This window comes from candidate division KSB1 bacterium, from assembly GCA_034506255.1.
In the GTDB taxonomy this organism is placed as follows: Bacteria; Zhuqueibacterota; Zhuqueibacteria; order Zhuqueibacterales; family Zhuqueibacteraceae; genus Coneutiohabitans; species Coneutiohabitans thermophilus.
On the sequence record JAPDPX010000008.1, the window covers coordinates 372,558 to 392,951 of the forward strand.

Sequence of the window (20,394 nt, forward strand, 5' to 3'; positions counted from 1 at the left end):
TACAACAACGCGGCGTTGTGAAGCCGCTGAACGTTGAGAAACACTGTTTTTTGTATCTGCGTTCGTCTGCGAAAATCTGTGTTCTAAAAATCGTCGCCGTCATGATGTTTTTCCCGGCTCATATACCATGGCGCCGTGAGGGTAAAAGAAGAAAATGGAGACTGCGATCAATCAGCTTGCCGGCCGCATCGCGGAGTTGCCGCCGGAAAAACGCGCGCTGTTCGAGCGGCTGCTGCGGGAAAAGGGTCTGCCCCTTCCCGACGACCAATCCGCCAGCGGCAACACGCCGGCGGCGGAGGAACTGGCCGAAGTGCGGGAAAGCGTGCGGGAATTTTTTCGACGTGCCGCGGAAGACCAGTCCGAAACCGCCTGGCATCAGCCGCATCCGCAGAGCGAGACAATCAAAAGCGTCACCCGGAAATTTTATGATGCCATCAACCGGCAGCTCGATGCCTCGCTGTTCGGCAGCGCCGCCGCCTTTCTGAATTATGGCTACGCGCCCGACGGCAGTCCGGAATACTCGACCATCGCGGTGCCGCGGCATTATCCCAATCGCCACTCCCTCAAGCTGATGCTGGAAGTCATCGGCGAACGGGATCTCACCGGCGCCGCGGTTCTCGACATCGGCTGCGGTCGCGGCGGCATGGTGCAAACCCTGTTGCGCTACTTTTCACCCGCCCGCGTCACGGGCATGGACTTGTCCGGCGGCGCGGTGCGCTTTTGTCAGAAAAACGGCGATCCGCGGCGCAGCCATTTTCTGCAGGCTGATGCCGAAAAACTGCCGCTGGCGGCGGCGGCCTTCGATTGCGTCACCAATGTCGAGTCCTCGCACAATTATCCCAACCGCCGCGATTTCTATGCGGAAGTGTTTCGCGTGCTCAAGCCCGGCGGCTGGTTTCTTTATGCCGATCTGCTGACTCTCAAACAATGGCAGGCCGCCGAAACATGGCTCGCGCAGATGGGCTTCGCGATCACCCGCAATCAGGACATCACCGGCAATGTCCTGCGCGCCTGCGATGAGACCGCCGCTGCACGGCTGGCGGCTTTTCAACAGGCCGGCGCCGGGGAGCAGGACCTGCTCGGCGATTTTCTCGCGGTCCCCGGCTCAAAGCCCTATGACAACATGAAACTCGGCATCTCCGCCTACAAAATTCTCTGGTTGCAAAAAAACACAGGAGTTGGCACGGAGGGAACAGGAGCATGAACACGCACACGCGCAGTGATCTCGCCGCGCTCGCGGCACAAATCGCCGGCCTGCCGCCGGAGAAACGCCAGTTGTTGGAGAAACTCTTTGCGCAGCAGGGCGTGAATTTTTCCGCACTCGCGCCCATCCCGCGCCGGCACAAGACGGACGTGCTGCCGCTTTCCTTCTCCCAGCAACGGCTGTGGTTTCTCGATCAACTCAACCCCGGCAGCGCCTTTTACAACATTGCCTACGCCATTCATCTGCAGGGCGGGTTGGACACCGCCGCCCTGTCGGCGAGCCTGAACGAAATCATCCGGCGCCACGAGATTCTGCGCACCACTTTCGACCGCCGCAACGGCCAGCCGGTGCAAATCATCGCGGACACGCGGTCACTCGAACTGCCGGTCATCGATCTGCAGCAGCTCGACGCAAACAGCCGCCGCGCAGAAGCGGAACGCCTCGCGGCAGCAGAGGCGGGGCAACCCTACGATCTCGCCCGCGGCCCGCTGCTGCGCGCCACCCTGCTGCGGCTGCAACCCGCGGAGCACCTGCTGCTGCTCGGCATGCATCACATCATCGCCGACGGCTGGTCGATGGCGGTGTTGATCCGGGAAATGAGCGCCCTCTACACCGCTTTCCGCAGCGGCCGTCCCTCGCCGCTGCCGCCGTTGCGCATTCAATATGCCGACTTCGCCCTTTGGCAGCGCGACCGGCTGCAGGGCACAACCCTGGAGAATCTCCTGGCCTATTGGAAACAGCGTCTCGGACCGACCCCGCCGGTGCTGGAGTTGCCCACCGACCGGCCACGGCCGGCGGTGCAATCCTTCAACGGCGCCACCCTCCGGTTCGAGTTGCCGCAATTGCTGCATGAGCAGCTCAAAGACCTGTGCCAGCAGCAGGGCGTGACGCTGTTCATGTGCCTGCTGGCGGCTTTCAAGGTTTTGCTGTGCCGCTACAGCGGCCAGCAGGATATTTGCGTCGGCACGCCGGTGGCCAACCGCAACCGCGCCGAAACCGAGGAGCTCATCGGCTTCTTCGTCAACACGCTGGCGCTGCGCAGCGATCTCTCCGGCGATCCGACTTTTAGCGAGGTGCTGCAGCGGGTACGCGAAACCGCCCTGGGCGCCTTTGAACATCAGGACCTGCCGTTCGAGAGGCTGGTGGAAGAACTGCAGCCCGAGCGCGACATGAGCCGCAGTCCGCTCTTTCAAGTGATGTTCACCTTTCAAAACGCCGCCTTTCCCGACCTGCAGCTTCCCGGCTTGCGAATCAACGTCCAGGAGGTGGACAGCCACACGGTCAAATTCGATCTGCTGCTTTCGATGGAGGAGAACAACGGCCTGCGCGGCAAACTGGAGTATGCCACCGACCTGTTCGACGCGGCGACCATGCAACGGCTGCTGGGCCATTTCCGCACCCTGCTGGAGGGCATCGTGGCCAACCCCGGTGCCCGCCTGTCGCAGTTGCCGCTGTTGACAGCGGACGAACGCCGCCAGCTTCTCGTCGAATGGCAGCCGGATCAACCCGTGGCGGAGAGCATGCCTCCGATTCATCACCGGATTGCCGAGCAGGCGGCCCGCACCCCGGATGCCATCGCCGTGGTGTGCGGTGAGCGGCAGCTCAGCTATGCGGAGTTGAACCGGCGCGCCAACCAGCTCGCCCATCTTTTGAGAAAGTCGGGCGTCGGCCCGGAAGTCATCGTCGGGCTGTATCTCGAACGTTCGCCGGAGGCAGTCATCGGGTTGCTCGGCATACTCAAGGCGGGCGGCGTCTACCTGCCGCTGGATCCGGCGTATCCGCGCGACCGGCTGACCTTCATGCTCAAGGATGCCCGCGCCGCTGTCGTGCTCACGCAACCGGATTTGGTCGCGACCCTGCCGCCGCTGGAAAATGCCACGGTGCTGCCGCTGGATGCGGCATGGCAGGCCCTCAGCCGCGAGCGGGACGACACACCGCCAACGGCCGTGCACGATGGACAGGCCGCCTACGTCATCTACACCTCCGGCTCAACCGGCCGGCCGAAAGGCGTGCTTGTTTCACACGGCACGCTCGCCAAACATTGTCTGTGCATGCGGGAATACTACGAGCTGACACCTGCGGACCGCGTGCTGCAATTTGCCGCGCTCAATTTCGATGCCTCCCTCGAACAGATGCTGCCGGCGTTGCTGGCTGGTGCGCAACTGGTGCTGCGCGATGCCACCCTGTGGACGCCGGCGGAATTTCACCAGAAAGTCGCCGCCCACGGGTTGACCGTCATCAACCTGCCCACCGCCTATTGGCAGGAACTCGCGCAACACTGGAGCGAAGCGCCCGGGAAGGTGTCCGCCACCAATCTGCGGCTGGTGATCATCGGCGGCGATGAAATGCCGGCGGCCACGCTGCGGCTTTGGCAAAGAACGCCGCTCAAGCACGTGCGCTTGTTGAATGCCTACGGCCCCACCGAGACCACCATCACGGCCACGGCTTTTGAAGTGCCTCCTGAGTTTGCCGGCGGGAGCGGCGGGCGGCGCGTGCCGATTGGACGCTTGCTGTCTGGTCGCAGGGCTTACATTTTGGATCGCACCGGCGGGCTGGTGCCGGTTGGCATACCGGGCGAATTGCATCTCGGCGGCGCGGGCGTGGCGCGCGGCTATTTGCGCCGGCCGGATTTGACCGCCGAGCGCTTCGTCCCGGATCCATTTGCGACACACGCCGGCGCCCGCCTGTACAAAACCGGTGATTTGGCGCGCTGGCGGCCAGACGGCACCATCGAGTTCCTCGGCCGCCGCGATCATCAAGTGAAGATTCGCGGCTTCCGCATCGAATTGGGTGAGATCGAAGCGGTGTTGCGCCGGCATCCGGCGGTGCGGCAGGCGGTGGTGCTGGCGCGCGAGGACCGGCCGGGTGACAAGCGGCTGGTGGCTTATTTCGTTGCCGCGTCGCAAGACCGGCCGACAGTGAGCGAGCTGCGGCACTATCTCAAAAGCCGGCTGCCGGAGTACATGATCCCCGCCGCGTTCGTGGCGCTGGACGAGTTTCCGCAAACGCCCGGTGGCAAGGTGGATCTGCGCAGCCTGCCGGCGCCGGACGAGTCACGGCCGGAGCTGGAGTCCGCTTATGTTGCCCCGCGCACGCCGACGGAAAGCGTGCTCGCGGCACTGGTGGCGGAAGTGTTGCACCTCGAGCGGGTTGGCATCCATGACAATTTCTTCGAGCTGGGCGGCCATTCGCTGCTGGCGACACAGGTGATGTCACAAGTGCGGGAGATTTTTCAGGTGGAAGTGCCGTTGCGCAGGATCTTCGAGACCCCCACCGTGGAGGGGCTGGCACTGGCCCTCGCCGAGGCGCAGGCCGGTCAGGAAGACCGCGACAAGCTGGAGAAAATGCTGGCTGATCTCGACCAACTGAGCGATGAGGAAGTGCAGAAATTGTTGCAGGAAGAGGAGAGTTCGCTGGTGTGAAAAAAATTTTCGCCCACGAAAATGAAATCCCGCGGAAATGTTTTTGGCTGTTTCTTTCGTGGCAGTTCTTCTTTCGTGGGAGGCTTGTGAAGCTGTCGGCTTTAAAATTGGAGCCGGATAATGGGGACAAAGCACGATTTGCTTTATGAAGAGCTGTGTTACGACCTGAATTTTGCATGCGGGCTTGCTGTTGCCCGGGAGAAATGGCGTGTTCACATAACTCCGTCAGGAGTGAACTGTTTGTAGACAGGGGCATCTGGCTTGTCTTTGAACTCCGTTAGGAGTGCCCTGTAGCATTTCTCATGATCTGACGCGGCTTTTTTAGGAGAATCACGCAGGTCACTCCTGACGGAGTTTTGAGAAATGCGATCTGCCGCTTCACTAAAAACAGTTCACTCCTGCCGGAGTTGATCGCACGTTTGCCGGCAAAATTTTTAGGATCATCCGAATTTTGCGTACATTTTGCGACAACAAGATGAAAAGAATCGCAAAATCAGTTCCGTGCCTTCTCTGCTGAGATCCACTTGCCCTAACTTGATAGCGAACGGCCCAACCCCGCTAGGGGTGAAATGTTTATAGTAATTGTCAACACCTCCAGCTTCAAACTCCTTTAGGAGTGACATGTAACGGCGTTTGCATTCAATTCAAGATGAGATCAATGAGGATGCACGATACACATGTCACCCCGATGGGGTTTCATTTAGGCGAACTTAGCTATAACCATCTCACTCCTATCGGAGTTCATCAGATGCAAAGAACAGTCATGTGGCCATGTACGCTTGAGTCGGATGAGCTAATTTTTATGCACCACCCCTTGGGTGGTTGGGCGTCGCGATCAAAGCGGCGTTGTTCGCGGAGGGGATCAATCCGGGGGCAAAATTCAGGTATCACGAAAATGCTGGAGCGCAGGCATCCTGCCTGCAGGCTGGAAGCCGGTGCGACGGCCTTTTCGTGGCAAGTCCTTCGCCGGGAAGCTGGCCGAAGGGCTGAAGTTTCGAGCTGGTCTGGAAACGTGGTATAATTTTTTATTAGATAAAACTGCGATGAGTGACCTTTCCAAACGCCTCGCCGAGCTCTCTCCGGAAAAGCGCGAGCTGCTGTTGAAGCGTCTGCAGCGCGAAGGCGAAAAAGCGCCGAAGCCGGCCGGGATTCCCCGCCGCCCCAACCGCGATGAGTTTCCCATGTCGTTCGCGCAGATGCGGTTGTGGTTTCTCGATCAGCTCGAACCGGGAAGCCCTTTTTACAACATCGCCGCGGCGGTACGGCTGGAGGGCTCCCTGCACGTGCCGGTGCTGGTGCAGGCGCTGCAGGAAGTCGTGCGCCGGCATGAAGTCTTGCGCGCCTTTTTTGTCACCGAAAAAGGCCGGCCGGTGCAGCGCCTTGCACCGGTGCAGCCGCTGGCCATGCCGGTAACCAGCCTCGAGCATTTGCCCGCCGGAGAGCGTGAAGCCGAGGCGAGGCGGCTCATCCAGCACGAGGCGCAAAAACCCTTCGCCCTGAATCACGGGCCGCTGCTGCGCGCCGGTCTGCTCAAACTCGCTGAGCGGGACCACCTCCTGCTGCTGACGATTCATCACATCGTCGCCGATGGCTGGTCGATCGGCGTGTTGATCCGTGAAGTCGCGACGGCCTATCAAGCCGGCCTCGCCGGCCGCCCGCTGCGGCTGCCCGACCTGCCGATTCAATATGCCGACTACGCCGCGTGGCAGCGTGGCTGGCTCACCGGTGAGGTGCGCGCGCGGCAGCTCGATTATTGGAAAAAACAGCTCGCCGGGGTGCCGCAACTGTTGTCGCTGCCCACCGACCGGCCGCGACCGGCAGTGCAAACCTTCCACGGCGCGCATTACGCCTTCGAGCTGCCCACGGAATTGCTGGCAGCACTCGGCGAACTCAGCCGGCAGGAAAACGGCACGCTGTTCATGACCCTGCTGGCGGCGTTTTACACCCTGCTGTATCGCTATTCGAACCAGGACGACTTTTGCATCGGCACCCCCATTGCCAATCGCAACCGCGCCGAGACCGAGGGACTGATCGGCTTCTTTGTCAACACGTTTGCCCTGCGCGTTCCGCGTCTCACCGACGACCCGCCCTTCCGGGAGTTGCTGCGGCGGGTGCGCGAAACCGCGCTCGGCGCTTATGCCCATCAGGATTTGCCCTTCGAGATGCTGATCGACGAGTTGCAGCTCGAACGACATCTCAGCCACTCGCCGCTGTTTCAAGTGATGTTCGTGCTGCAAAGCGATCCGTTGCAGCGCCTCGAGCTGCCGGATTTGCGCCTGTCGATCATGGATGCCGAAACCGGCACCGCCAAATTCGATTTGACGCTGATTGTCGAGCAGGGGCCCAACGGCTGGCGCGGCATCTTCGAGTACAACACCGATCTCTTCCTCGCGGCAACGGTGGCGCGGATGGCGAAACATTTTCACATGCTGCTGCACGGCATCATCGCCGACCCCGGCCTGCCCATCACCGCCCTGCCGCTGCTGACCGAAGCACAGAAACGGCAAATGCTGCAGGCGTGGAACGCCACCAAGGCGGACTATCCCGCCGGGGTGTGCAGCCATCATCTCTTCGAAGCGCAGGTTGATAAAACGCCCGCGGCCATTGCGGTAACGTTCGAAGGCGTGTCGCTCACTTATGCCGAACTGAATCAGCGCGCCAATCAACTCGCCCGCCGGCTGCACGAACTGGGGGTCGGGCCGGAGGTGTTGGTGGCGCTTTGCTTCGAACGATCGGTGGAAATGGTGGTGGCGATGCTCACGGTGCTCAAAGCCGGCGGTGCTTTCGTGCCCATTGACCCGGCCTACCCGGCGGAGCGCATCTCCTTCATGCTCGCGGATTGCCGGCCGGCGGTGTTGTTGACACAATCAGCATTGGCAGAAAAGCTGCCCGCGACCACGATCCCGAAGCTCTTCCTCGATGAGGGGTGGGAACAAAAGGCCGGGCAGCCGGCGGTGAATTTTTCCGGCGGCGCGCGGCCGGAGAACCTTGCCTACGTGATTTACACCTCCGGTTCAACCGGCCGGCCCAAGGGCGTGCTGGTGCCGCATCGCGGCTTGAACAATTTCATGCAGAGTCAGAAACAGGATTGGGGGCTGGGACCGCACAGCCGCGTACTGCAATTTGCCTCGTTCAGCTTCGACGCCGCGATTTCGGAAATTTTCGGAACCCTGCTCAATGGCGGCACGCTGGTACTGGCCCGCCGTGAAATTATCACCGCGGCAGCAGACCTGCACCGCTGTCTGCAGGAAAACCACATCAACACCGTCACGCTGCCGCCCTCCCTGCTCGCCGTGCTGTCCAACCAAGGCCTGCCGGAGCTGCATACCATCATTTCCGCCGGGGAAAGCTGCCCGTGGGAGGTGGCGGCGCGCTGGTCGCCGGGCCGGAAATTTTTCAACGGCTATGGCCCCACGGAAACGACGATTGCCGCCTCGTGGGAGCCGGCGGGAGAAAAAATCGAAGGCACCCTCAGCGTTCCCCTCGGCCGGCCGTTTCAAAATGTGCAAATCTATCTGTTGGATGCGCGGCTGCAACCGGTGCCCATCGGCGTGCCCGGTGAGCTGCACATTGGCGGCGCGGGCGTGGCGCGCGGCTATCTCAACCGGCCGGACTTGACCGCGGAAAAATTCATTCCCCATCCTTTCAGTGACGAGCCGGGTGCGCGGCTTTACAAGAGCGGTGATCTGGCGCGCTATCTCCCCGATGGCCGCCTTGAGTTTCTGGGCCGCCTCGATCATCAAGTCAAACTGCGCGGTTTTCGCATCGAGCTGGAGGAAATCGAAGCGGTGCTGCGCCAGCATCCCGCGGTGCGCGAGGCGGTGGTGCTGGCACGTGACGAGACTGGTGGTGGCAAACAACTGGTGGCCTATCTTACTGCTGCTGTGCCGGCAGAGCCGAGCGTCAGTGAATTGCGTCATTTTCTGCGCGACCGCCTGCCGGAGTACATGATCCCCGCATGGTTCGTGACGCTGCCCGCCTTTCCCCTGACGGCCAGCGGCAAGATCGACCGCCGCGCCCTGCCGGCACCGGATCGCAGCCGGCCGGAGCAGGAAAAGGCCTATGTCGCCCCGCGCACCGCGTTGGAGCGTTTTCTCGCCCAGGTGTGGCAGGACGTGTTGGGCGTTGAGAAGGTCGGCGTCTATGATAATTTCTTCGAAATCGGCGGGGACTCGATCCGCTCGGCGGTGCTGGTCAATCGCGTGCAGGAGGTGTTGGGCGAAACCTTTCCGGTGCGCGCTGTTTTTCACGTGCCGACCGTGGCCGAAATGGCGCTTTATCTCGCGGAATATTATCCCGAAATCGTGGCGCAAAAATGGGGCAGCGGAACGGTCGAAAGCCTGAGGGCCAAACTCGAGGCACAAATCGTCGCACCTGCCGGCGATGGCCGGATCGATGCCGCCACCGTGGCCCGATTTCAGGCGTTGATCCCTCCGTTGCCGCGCCGGGACACGACCGCGGGCGGCCGCATTCCCAAAAATCGCCCGGCCATCTTCCTGCTCTCGCCCCCGCGTTCCGGCTCCACCTTGCTGCGCGTCATGCTCGCCGGCCATCCCAGGCTGTTTTCGCCGCCCGAGCTCGAACTGCTCTCCTTCAACACGCTGCAGGAACGCCGGCAGGCGCTGTCGCAAACCTATGAGTTGTGGCTGGAGGCCACGGTGCGCGCGGTGATGGAACTCAAAAACTGCGACGCCGCAACCGCCGGGCACCTGATGGCGGAATATGAACGCCAAAATCTCAGCGTCAAGGAATTCTACGGCCTGCTGCAAACGTGGCTCGGCGACCGTCTGCTGGTGGATAAAACCCCGAGCTACGCCCTCGACCCTGAAATTCTGCGGCGCGCGGAGAGCGATTTCGACGAGCCGCTTTACCTGCATCTCGTGCGCCATCCCTACGCCACGATTTACTCCTTCATCGAAGCCAAGCTCGATCAAAACTTTTTCCGCTATCCGCATCCGTTCACCCGCCGCGAGCTGGCCGAGTTGATCTGGATCGTCTGCCATCGGAATATTTTGGACTTTCTCGCAACGATCCCGCCCCAGCGCCAGTTTCGCCTCAAGTTTGAAGAGGTGCTGGCCGACCCGCGCGCCGAAATGGAAAAACTCTGCGCCTTCCTCGGCCTGGAGTTTCACCCGGACATGCTCAAACCCTATGAGGGCAAACGCATGACCGACCCGGTAAAGGCGGATTCGCAAATGGTGGGCGATTTCAAATTCTACCTGCGCAAAACCATCGACACCAGCGTCACCGACCGCTGGCGGAAATTTCACACACAGGACTTTTTGAGTTCCATAAGCTGGGAGCTGGCGGCACGCCTGGGCTATGCCCGCGAGGAGAGCGCAGGCCGCGGCACGGCGCGGCAGGAGTTGACCGGCCTGCAACCGATCCCGCGCACCGGCGAGTTGCCCCTCTCGTTTGCCCAACAACGGCTGTGGTTTTTGGATCAACTCGAGCCGAATAACCCGTTTTACAATGTCATTGCCGCGGTGCGCCTGCTGGGAGAATTGCAGGAAGCCGCCCTGCTGGCGAGCTTGAACGAGATTTTGCGGCGCCATGAAATTTTGCGCACCGCTTTTCACACGGTCGAGGGCAAACCCAAACTCGAGATCGCACCGGCCGGCAGCGTCACGGTGCCGGTGAGCAGGCATGATCTCCGCCACCTGCCCGTCTCCGAGCGCGAGGCCCGGGTGCAGGCACTCGCCAGCGAGGAGGCGCGCCGGCCCTTCCAGCTCACGAGCGCGCCGCTGTTGCGCGGCCTGCTGCTGCAGCTCGATGAGCAGGAACACGTGTTGGTGCTGACCATGCATCACATCGTCGCCGATGGCTGGTCGGTGAATGTGTTCAATCGCGAAATGGCCGCGCTCTATCCGGCGTTCGCAGCGGGCCAGCCTTCGCCCCTGCCCGAGCTGCCGATTCAGTATCTCGATTATGCCCACTGGCAGCGGCAGTGGCTCGCCAGCGGTGTGCTGGAAACCCAGTTGCATTACTGGAAACGCCAGCTTGCCGGCGTGCCCGCCCTGCTGGAGCTGCCTGCCGACCATCCGCGACCGGCGGTGCAAAGCCATCGCGGCGGCCGGCTGGCCTTCGAAATTGCGGGTGAGCCTTTCGACCGCCTGCATGCGCTGAGCCGGCGCGAGAACGTGACCACCTTCATGATTTTGCTCGCCGCCCTGCAGACGCTGTTGCACCGCTACACCCGGCAAACCGACATCGCCGTCGGCACGCCGGTCGCCAACCGCAACCGCAGCGAGATCGAGCCGCTCATCGGCCTGTTCGTCAACACGCTGGTGCTGCGCAGCGATTTGTCCGGCGATCCCACTTTTCACGAGCTGCTGGCGCGCGTGCGGCAGGTGGCGCTCGACGCCTATGCCCATCCCGATGTGCCCTTCGAAAAGTTGGTGGATGAATTGCAGCCGCAGCGCGACATGAGCCACACGCCGCTGTTTCAGGTGATGTTCGCCCACCATCGCGCCGTCTGGCAAACCATCGACACCGGCAGGCTGAAGCTCCAGCCGCTGGTTTTGGACACCGGCACCGCCAAATTCGATTTGACTCTGGAGATCGTCGAGCGCGAGGACCGCTTGAAAGGGGCGATCGAATACAATGCCGATCTCTTCGAAGTGCCCACCATTCAGCGCATGATCGCCCATTTCCAAACGCTGCTGGCTGCCGCGGTCACGACTCCGGACATGCGCCTTTCGCAATTGCCGCTGCTGCCGGCCGCGGAACGCCGGTTGGTGCTGGAAGAATGGAGCACAACTGCCAGCGTGCCGCTGCCCGAAGCCTGCTTTCCGGAACTGTTCGCTGCCCAGGCGGCCGCCACGCCCGGGGCCACGGCAGTGGTGTATGAGAATGACCGGATTACCTATGGCGAACTCAACCGGCGCGCCAATCAACTCGCGCATTACCTGCAAAAACTCGGCGCCGGCCCCGAGACCCTCGTTGGTCTGTGTTTGGAGCGCTCGGTTGAGATGATCGTCGGCTTGGTGGGCATTCTCAAAGCCGGGGCGGCCTATGTGCCGCTCGATCCCGGTTATCCTGCCGAGCGTCTGGCCCTCATTCTGCAGGATGCCAAAGCGCCGGTGTTGGTCACGCAGGAGGGGCTGCTGCGCAAGCTGCCCAAAGAGGCACAAATCGCGGAAGCTCCGGCCGGTCTGCAGGCTGTTTGTCTGGATCGCGACTGGCCGGTGATCGCGCGCGCGGCGGAAAGCAATCCTGAGTGCCGGCTCACGCCCGAGCATCCCGCCTACGTGATCTACACTTCCGGCTCAACCGGCCGGCCCAAGGGCGTGATGATTCGCCATCGCGGCGTGCTCAATTTGCTGGCGGGTTTGGAGCATGCCATCTATGCGCATCATCCCACGCGGCCGCTGCGCGCCAGTCTCAATGCGCCCCTGCCGTTCGATGCCTCGGTGCAGCAGCTCGTCCTGTTGCTGCGTGGTCACGCCCTGCACATCATTCCGCAGGAGGTGCGGCTGGATGGCGAGGCGCTGCTGCTGTGGTTGCGCCAGCATCGTCTCGATGTGTTCGATTGTGTGCCGTCACAACTCAAGCTGCTGCTGAATGCCGGTTTGCTGGAGAGCGAGGGCCTGCCGGCGATCATGCTGCCCGGCGGCGAGGCCATCGACGCCGCCACCTGGAATACGCTGGCGCAGGCGAAAGCCACGGCGGTTTACAACATGTACGGTCCCACCGAGTGCACGGTGGATTCCACCATCGCGCGGGTGCATGCCGGTCAGCCGCCGAACATTGGCCGGCCGATCGTCAATGTCCGGCATTACGTGCTGGATGCGGCGTTGCAACCGCTGCCCATCGGCGTGCCGGGAGAGCTGCACATCGGCGGTGCCGATCTGGCGCGCGGTTATTTCAACCGGCCGGATTTGACCGCGGCGAAATTCATTCCCGACCCCTTCAGCTCGGAGCCGGGCAGCCGGCTGTACAAAACCGGTGACGTGGTGCGCTGGCTGCCGGATGGCCGCCTCGAGTTCCTGGGCCGCATCGACGATCAAGTCAAGCTGCGCGGTTTTCGCATCGAGCTGGGCGAGATCGAAGCGACACTCTCGCAGCATCCGGCGGTGCAGGAAGCCGTCGTGCTCGTGCGCGAGGAGACCGGCACCGATGGTGCCGCCGGCAGCAAGCGTTTGGTGGCCTATGTCGTCCCCGCCGGAGAAACCGAGCCGGCGGTGGGCGATCTGCGACAGTTCTTGAAGGAAAGATTGCCGGAATACATGGTGCCGGCGGTGTTCGTGACGCTGCCGGCGCTGCCGCGGCTGCCCAATGGCAAAATCGACCGTCGCAATTTGCCGGCACCGACCGATGAGCGGCCGGAGTTGGCGGAGGGTTGGGTGGCTCCGCGCAATGAGGTGGAGGCCCGGCTGGCGGAAATCTGGCAGCAGGTTTTGGGCGTCAAGCAAATCGGCGTGCACGACAATTTCTTCGAACTGGGCGGTGACTCGATTTTGAGTATTCAAGTCATCGCGCGCGCCCGCCAGGCCGGTTTGCCTCTGACCCCGCGGCAGTTGTTCCAGAACCCCACCATTGCCGGACTCGCGCCGTTGTGTGAGGCGGCGGTCACGACCACGATTCACGCCGAGCAGGGCACGATCAGCGGGCCGGTGCCGCTCACGCCGATTCAACGCTGGTTCTTCGAACAAAACTTCGCCGCGCCGCATCACTGGAATCAGTCGATCCTGCTGGAGGTGCGGCAGCGGCTGGCGCCGCAATGGCTCGCGCAGGCGGTGCACCGGCTCGTCGAACATCATGATGCCCTGCGTCTGCGTTTCACGCACGCGGACAGCGGCTGGCAGCAGCATAACGCCGACAGCGAGAGGGCAAATCCCTTCACCTTTTGGGATCTCTCCGCGCTGACGCCGGAAGCACAACGGGTGTTCATTGAAAACAAGGCGGCGGACTTGCAGGCGAGTCTCGACCTCATCCACGGCCCGTTGTTGCGCGTGGCTTACTTCGATCGGGGAGCCGAGGCCCCCGGCCGGTTGCTGATCATCGTGCATCATCTCGTCATCGACGGCGTGTCATGGCGCATTCTGCTGGAGGATTTTCTCACGGCTTATCGCCAGCTCAGCGAAGGCCGGCCGGTGCAGTTGCCGCCGAAGACGACGTCCTTTCAATATTGGGCACAACGGCTGGTCACGCTGGCGCAGTCCGCCACCCTGCAACAACAGCTCGACTTTTGGCGGGCGCAGTGCGAGCTGTGCATGCCGGAGCTGCCGCTTGATTTCACCAGTGCGGGACAGAGCGAGGCTGCCGCCGGGACTGTGATGGTGACGCTGCCCGCGGAAGAAACCAGCGCGTTGCTGCAGGAAGTACCGGCGGCTTTCCATACCCGCATCGACGAAGCGCTGCTCACAGCGCTGGCGCGCGTCCTGGCGCGCTGGACCGGCCGCCGCACGCTGCTGATCGATTATGAAGGCCACGGCCGCGAGCCGTTGTTCGATGACGTCGATCTCTCCCGCACCGTCGGCTGGTTCACCAGCATTCATCCGCTGGCGCTGGATTTGGGCAACACTCTCGCATTCGTTGACGCGCTGAAAACGATCAAGGAGCAGATGCGCCGCGTGCCGCAGGGCGGCGTGGGCTGGGGCCTGCTGCGCTACCTGTCTGACAACCGCAGTCTGCTGCGCGAGGTGCCGCCGGCGCCGGTCATTTTCAATTATCTCGGCCAGTTCGATCACGTGCTGCCGCCGGATGGGATGCTGGCGGTGGCGCCGGAATCCCACGGCCCGGAACGCGCCGCACACAATCACATGACCCATGCGCTCGATCTCAGTGCCGGCGTGCGACAACAGCAACTGCACCTGCAGTGGAAATTCAACCCGCGGCAGTTCGCACGCCGCACTATCGAAAAGCTGGCACACGAGTATGTCGCAGAGCTGCGCCTGCTGGTGCAGCAGTGCCGCAGCGGTGTGACCGGCGGCTATACGCCCTCGGATTTTGCCGAAGCCGGCCTGAGTCAGGAAGAACTCGACCGCGTGCTGGCGGAAGTGACCACAACGTGACGCAGCGGGATTTTTCTACTTCTGAAAACCATCCCGCCCGCGAAATTTTTTTGAACCGCCGGGACGCCATTTACGCAAAGAAATACACGACTGGCGTGCCGCGCGGCTTTGCGGTTGACAAATTCGCATGCCGCCATGACCGTGCGGTGGGATCACGCCCGCAAAACGATCAGGACTGCGAAAATCGTGCAGCGCAGGCACCCTGCCTGCTTGCGCCATGAAAGTCGTTTCTTGCCCGTCTTTTCGTCCGCGTATCGAGGCAACAAAAATTGAGGAAACCAAACGACCGGCCACTGCGCCGGATTCTGGCACTGCTGCTGCGCGGGCTCGGCCTGCTGCCAACCATGCTGGCCGGGCTGCTCTCCCATTTGGCCTTGCTGATCAACTGGCTGCGGCTGCGCTATGTCGAGTATGTGCCGCGACCGACGGACATCTTTCTGGTCACCTATCCGCGCTCCGGCACCACCTGGCTGCAGATGATGCTCTATCAGCTCACCACGGACGGCGACATGAATATTCCGCACATCGCGCAATGCATTCCGTGGTTCGAGCGCCTGGGGCAGACCGGCAAAAACGTGGAAGCCCTGCCTGCACCGCGCATTTTCAAAACCCATCTCTTCTGGCGCCATTTGTGGTGGACAATCCCCCGGGGCGCCGGCAGGTACATTTATCTGGTGCGCGACGGCCGCGACGTCGCCGTCTCCTACTATCATTTTTACAAGTCGCATCTGCATTTTCACGGCGACTTTTCCGCGTTTTTCGACTTGTTCCTGCGCGGCCGGGTGCAATATGGCTCCTGGTTCAAACACGTTGCCGGCTGGGCAACCCAGAAACACCAGCCCAACGTGCTCTGGCTGCGATATGAAGATCTGCTCGCCGATTTGGAGGGCAACCTGCGCAGGATTGCCGACTTTTGCGGTTTGACCATCGCCCCGGAAAGATGGCCGGGGATCCTCGAACGCTGCAGCTTTGCCTTCATGAAGCAGCACGAAATCAAATTCGATCACGCGGTGGAGCTGCTGTGGGAGAATGGCATGATGCCGGGCAGTTTCCTTCGCAAGGGACAGAAAATGGCCTGGAAAGACCTGTTGACGCCCGCGCAGCAGGCGGCATTTGAAAAGAAATATAAGAAACATGCCGATCATTTTACCTTGCAACCGGCCTGAGCCGGTCACCGGCAGTGGGATTCGAGTGGCAAGCTTTTTAATTTGCAAAAATCAGCGACCCCCTCATGAGCAAGCTGGATCTTGAAGCCGTTTATCCTCTCTCCCCGATGCAGCACGGCATGCTGTTTCACAGCCTGTATGCGCCGGAGAGCGGGGTGTACATCGAACAGTTGAGTTGCACCCTGCTCGGCGATCTGCACCCCACCGCCTTCGTGCAGGCGTGGCAACAGGTGATGGATCGCCAGCCGGTTTTGCGCACCGCCTTTGCCTGGAAAAGCACGGAAAAGCCGATGCAAGTCGTGCATCGCCGCCTGCCCGTGCCCTTCACCCAGCTTGACTGGCGCGACCTGCCGGCCGCGCAACAAAGCGCGCAGTTCGAAGCTTTTTTGCAGGCCGATCGCGGCCGCGGGTTCGATCTCGCCCGCGCGCCCCTGATGCGCCTCACGCTGCTGCGCCTCGACACCGAAGTCTACAAACTGGTGTGGACGCACCACCATCTCCTGTTCGACGGCTGGTCGATGCCGATTCTTTTCAAAGAGGTGCTCACTTTTTACGAGGCGCTGCGAAGCGGTCGCACCGCCATCTTGCCACCGGCGCGGCCCTTTCGTGACTACATCACCTGGCTCAATCAACAGGATTTGTCCGCGGCCGGGAAATTCTGGCGTCACACCCTGCAGGGCTTCACCGCGCCCACCCCGCTGGTGGTGGATCGTGCCCGCCCGACCGCTGCCATGAACGGGGAGAGCGACTATCGCAAGGAGAGCTTGTTGCTGTCCGACGAGCTTTCCCGGCAACTGCAGGCGCTCGCCCGGCAGCATCAGCTCACGCTGAACACTCTGCTGCAGGCCGCGTGGGCGCTGGTGTTGCATCGTTACAGCGGTGAAGCCGACATCGTCTTCGGCACGACGGTTTCCGGCCGGCCGACAGAGATCGCCGGCGTGGAAAACATGGTGGGGCTCTTCATCAATACCCTGCCGCTGCGCGTGCGACTGGCTTCCGATCCCCCGGTGCTGGCGCTGCTCGGGCAGATTCAACATCACGCCGCGGAAATGCGGCAATTCGAATACAGCCCGCTGGTGCAGGTGCAAAGCTGGAGCGAGGTGCCGGCCGGCACCCCGCTGTTCGACAGTATTTTGGTCTTCGAAAATTATCCCGCCGACACCGCGCTCGCCCGCCGGCGCGAAGACGGCGGCCTGGCGATTCAGGACATCCGTTCCTTCGAGCGCACCAACTACCCGCTCACCTTTGTCTCCGGTCCGCGGCGGCCGATGGCACTGGAGCTTGCCTATGACGCACGCCGCTTCGACCGCGACACGATTCAGCGCCTGCTGGGGCATGTGCAGATGCTGCTGCACGGCATGGCTGCCGATCCGCGGCAACCAATCTCCCGCCTGCCGCTGCTCACGCCACCGGAAACGCATCGTCTGCTGATCGAATGGAACGACACCGCGGCAGACAGTCGCATTGACCAATGCATTCACCAATGGTTCGAATGCGAAGTCGAAAAACATCCCGGGGCGGTGGCGGTGGAATTCGAGGGGGCGCGGCTGACGTATCGTGAGCTCAACCAGCGCGCCAATCAGCTCGCCCGCCATTTGCGCCAGCTCGGTGTCGGCCCCGAAACGTTGGTGGCCTTGTGCTTCGAGCGTTCGCTGGAGATGGTAATCGCCATGCTCGGCATTCTCAAAGCCGGTGGCGCCTTCGTGCCCATCGATCCCAACTATCCGGCCGAACGGGTGAAGTTCATGCTGGCGGATGCCCGGCCGGCGGTGTTGCTGACGCAAAAACATCTGGCGGAAAAGCTGCCGGCCACCACAGCGCAGGTGATTGGCCTCGAGGCAGAATGGGAAAAGATCGCCCGGCAGCCGGCAACGAATTTGAGCAATGCCACCCATCCCGGGAATTTGGCCTATGTGATCTACACCTCCGGTTCCACCGGCCGGCCCAAAGGGGTGTTGTTGCACCATCGCGGTTTGCACAATTTGGTGCAGGCCCAAATCCGGGATTGGGGATTCGATGAAAAGAGCCGGGTGTTGCAATTTGCCTCGCTCAGCTTCGATGCCGCAGTTTCGGAAATTTTTTGCGCTTTGTTGAGCGGCGGTCTGCTCTATGTGACCCGGCAGGAGACGTTGATGTCACTCACCGATTTGCATCGCTGCCTGCAGGAGCAACATCTCAGCGCGGTCACGCTGCCGCCCTCGGTGCTGGCAATGCTGTCCCATGAGAATCTCCCGGCTCTTCGCACGGTGATTTCCGCGGGCGAACCCTGCACCTGGGAGCTTGCCGCACGCTGGTCCGCCGGCCGGCAGTTGTTCAATGCCTATGGTCCCACCGAGGGCACCATTGCCGCCTGCTGGCAACTGGTCGAGGGCCGGGAAGCAGACCGCGACACCGTGCCGATCGGCCGGCCCTTTGCCAATGTCCAGCTTTATGTGCTGGATGCCCGCTTGCGGCCGGTGCCCATCGGCGTGCCGGGCGAGCTGCACATCGGCGGCGCCGGAGTGGCGCGCGGCTATCTCAATCGTCCGGATTTGACGGCGGAGAAATTCATTCCCCATCCCTTCAGCCGGGAGCTGGGCGCGCGACTCTACAAATCCGGCGATCTCGCGCGCTGGCGGCCCGACGGCCGGCTCGAATTTCTCGGCCGCCTCGATCAGCAGGTGAAAGTGCGCGGCTTCCGCATTGAGCCGGGCGAAATCGAGGCGTGTTTGAAGCAACATCCGGCGGTGCGCGAGGCGGTGGTGGTGGCGCGCGCAGAGGCTCCCAATGAGCGCCAGTTGGTGGCTTATCTCGTGCCGCAGGCCGGCCATGCCCTCCATCCCGGCGAGCTGCAGAATTTCCTGCAAACCCATCTGCCCGGCTATATGGTGCCCGCGGCTTTTGTGGCACTGGAGAGCATGCCGCTGCTGCCCAACGGCAAGATCGACCGCCGCCGTCTGCCGGCGCCGGAGGGAAGCCGTCTGGTCTCGGACAAGGAATTTCTCGCGCCGCGCACCGTCACGGAGGAATTGCTGGCGACGCTGTGGCAAAGCCTGCTGCGTGTGCCGCGCGTGGGCGGGCATGACAGTTTCTTCGAACTCGGCGGCCACTCGCTGCTGGCCACGCAACTGGTCTCCCGCATCCGCGAGGCCTTTCATGTCGAATTGCCGATTCGACGGCTCTTCGAGTTGCGCACTCTTGCCGCGCTCGCTGTGGAAATCGACCGCTTGCGCAACGACGCAGCGGCCACCGTCGCGGCTCCGCCTTTGCAACCGGTTGCGCGCAGTGGCGAGCTGCCGCTCTCCTTCGCGCAACAGCGGCTGTGGTTTTTGGATCAGCTCCAACCCGGTGCCGCGTTCTACAACATTCCCGTGGCGCTGCGTCTGCATGGCCGGCTCGACACGGCGGCGCTGGAGAAAAGCCTGCAGCGGGTCATTGCGCGTCACGAATCTTTGCGCACCACGTTTGCCAGCCGCGATGGCCGGCCGGTGCAGGTGATTGCACCGACGCTGCAGTTCCGTCTGCCCTTGATCGCTTTGGAAAATTGGCCGGAAAGCGCGCGCGCCGCGGAGGTGCTGCGCCTGTCGCGGGAAGAGGCGCTGCAACCCTTCGATCTCGTTCACGGTCCGCTGCTGCGCGCCCGCCTGCTGCGCCTTGCCGCCGAAGAGCATGTGCTGCTGCTCACCCTGCATCACATCATCGCCGACGGCTGGTCGATGGGCGTGCTGGTGCGGGAGGTCGCGCAGACTTACACCGCCGCACTCGCCGGCAAAGAACCCGGCCTGCCCGAACTGCCGATTCAGTATGCCGACTACGCCGCGTGGCAGCGGCAGTGGCTCAGCGGTGAAGTTTTACAAAAGCAACTGGCCTTCTGGAAGGAACAGTTGGCCGGACACACCGAAGTTTTGGAACTGCCCACCGACCGGCCGCGGCCCCCGCTGCAAACTTTCCACGGTGCCGTCGAAAAGGTGACGTTCGCGCCGGAGCTGCTGCACAGCCTGCAGACACTCAGTCAGCGCGAGGGCGTGACGCTGTTCATGACCCTGCTGGCGGCGTTTCAGACTTTGCTGCACCGCTACACCGGCCAGCCGGACATTCTCGTCGGCTCGCCGATCGCCAACCGCACCCGCGCCGAAACCGAAAATCTCATCGGCTTCTTCGTCAACACGCTGGTGCTGCGCGCCGACTTCTCCGGCAATCCCACCTTCCGCGAATTGCTGCGGCAGGTGCGCGAGCGCTGCCTCGGCGCTTATGCCCATCAGGATTTGCCCTTCGAGAAACTGGTGGAGGAGCTGCAGCCGGTGCGCGACCTCAGCCGCTCCCCGCTGTTTCAGGTCGCCTTCATCCTGCAAAATGCGCCGATGCAAAAGCTCGAACTGCCCGGCCTCACGCTCAGCCCCCTGGAGACAGCAGCAACGACGGCGAAGTATGATCTCACGCTCACCATGGCCGAGGGTCAGGACGGCCTGCATGCCTGGGCGGAGTACAACACCGATCTCTTCAATGCCGAAACCATCACCCGCCTGCTCGGCCATTTCGAGACGCTGCTGCAGGGCATTGCCCGCGAGGCTGAGCAGCGCGTTTCGTATCTGCCGCTGCTGCCTGCG

General features: G+C 62.4%; 5 protein-coding genes. All 5 read left to right on the forward strand.

What is annotated here, in order from left to right:
• The first annotated feature begins 154 nt into the window (after window positions 1-154).
• Window positions 155-1,204, forward strand: coding sequence for a class I SAM-dependent methyltransferase (locus ONB52_17865; GenBank protein ID MDZ7418001.1), 1,050 nt, complete (start codon window positions 155-157; stop codon window positions 1,202-1,204).
• A complete protein-coding gene (locus ONB52_17870) occupies window positions 1,201-4,626 on the forward strand; it encodes an amino acid adenylation domain-containing protein (protein ID MDZ7418002.1) in 3,426 nt (1,141 codons plus the stop codon). The genes ONB52_17865 and ONB52_17870 overlap by 4 nt, the downstream gene beginning before the upstream one ends.
• 1,043 nt (window positions 4,627-5,669) lie before the next feature.
• A complete protein-coding gene (locus ONB52_17875; protein MDZ7418003.1) occupies window positions 5,670-14,642 on the forward strand; it encodes an amino acid adenylation domain-containing protein in 8,973 nt (2,990 codons plus the stop codon).
• A gap of 269 nt (window positions 14,643-14,911) precedes the next feature.
• The gene (locus tag ONB52_17880) at window positions 14,912-15,808 is read left to right on the forward strand and encodes a sulfotransferase domain-containing protein (protein MDZ7418004.1); all 897 of its coding nucleotides are present in this window, start codon (window positions 14,912-14,914) and stop codon (window positions 15,806-15,808) included.
• A 65-nt stretch (window positions 15,809-15,873) separates the two neighbouring features.
• The coding region (locus ONB52_17885; protein ID MDZ7418005.1) for an amino acid adenylation domain-containing protein at window positions 15,874-20,394 on the forward strand (4,521 nt) is incomplete at its 3' end.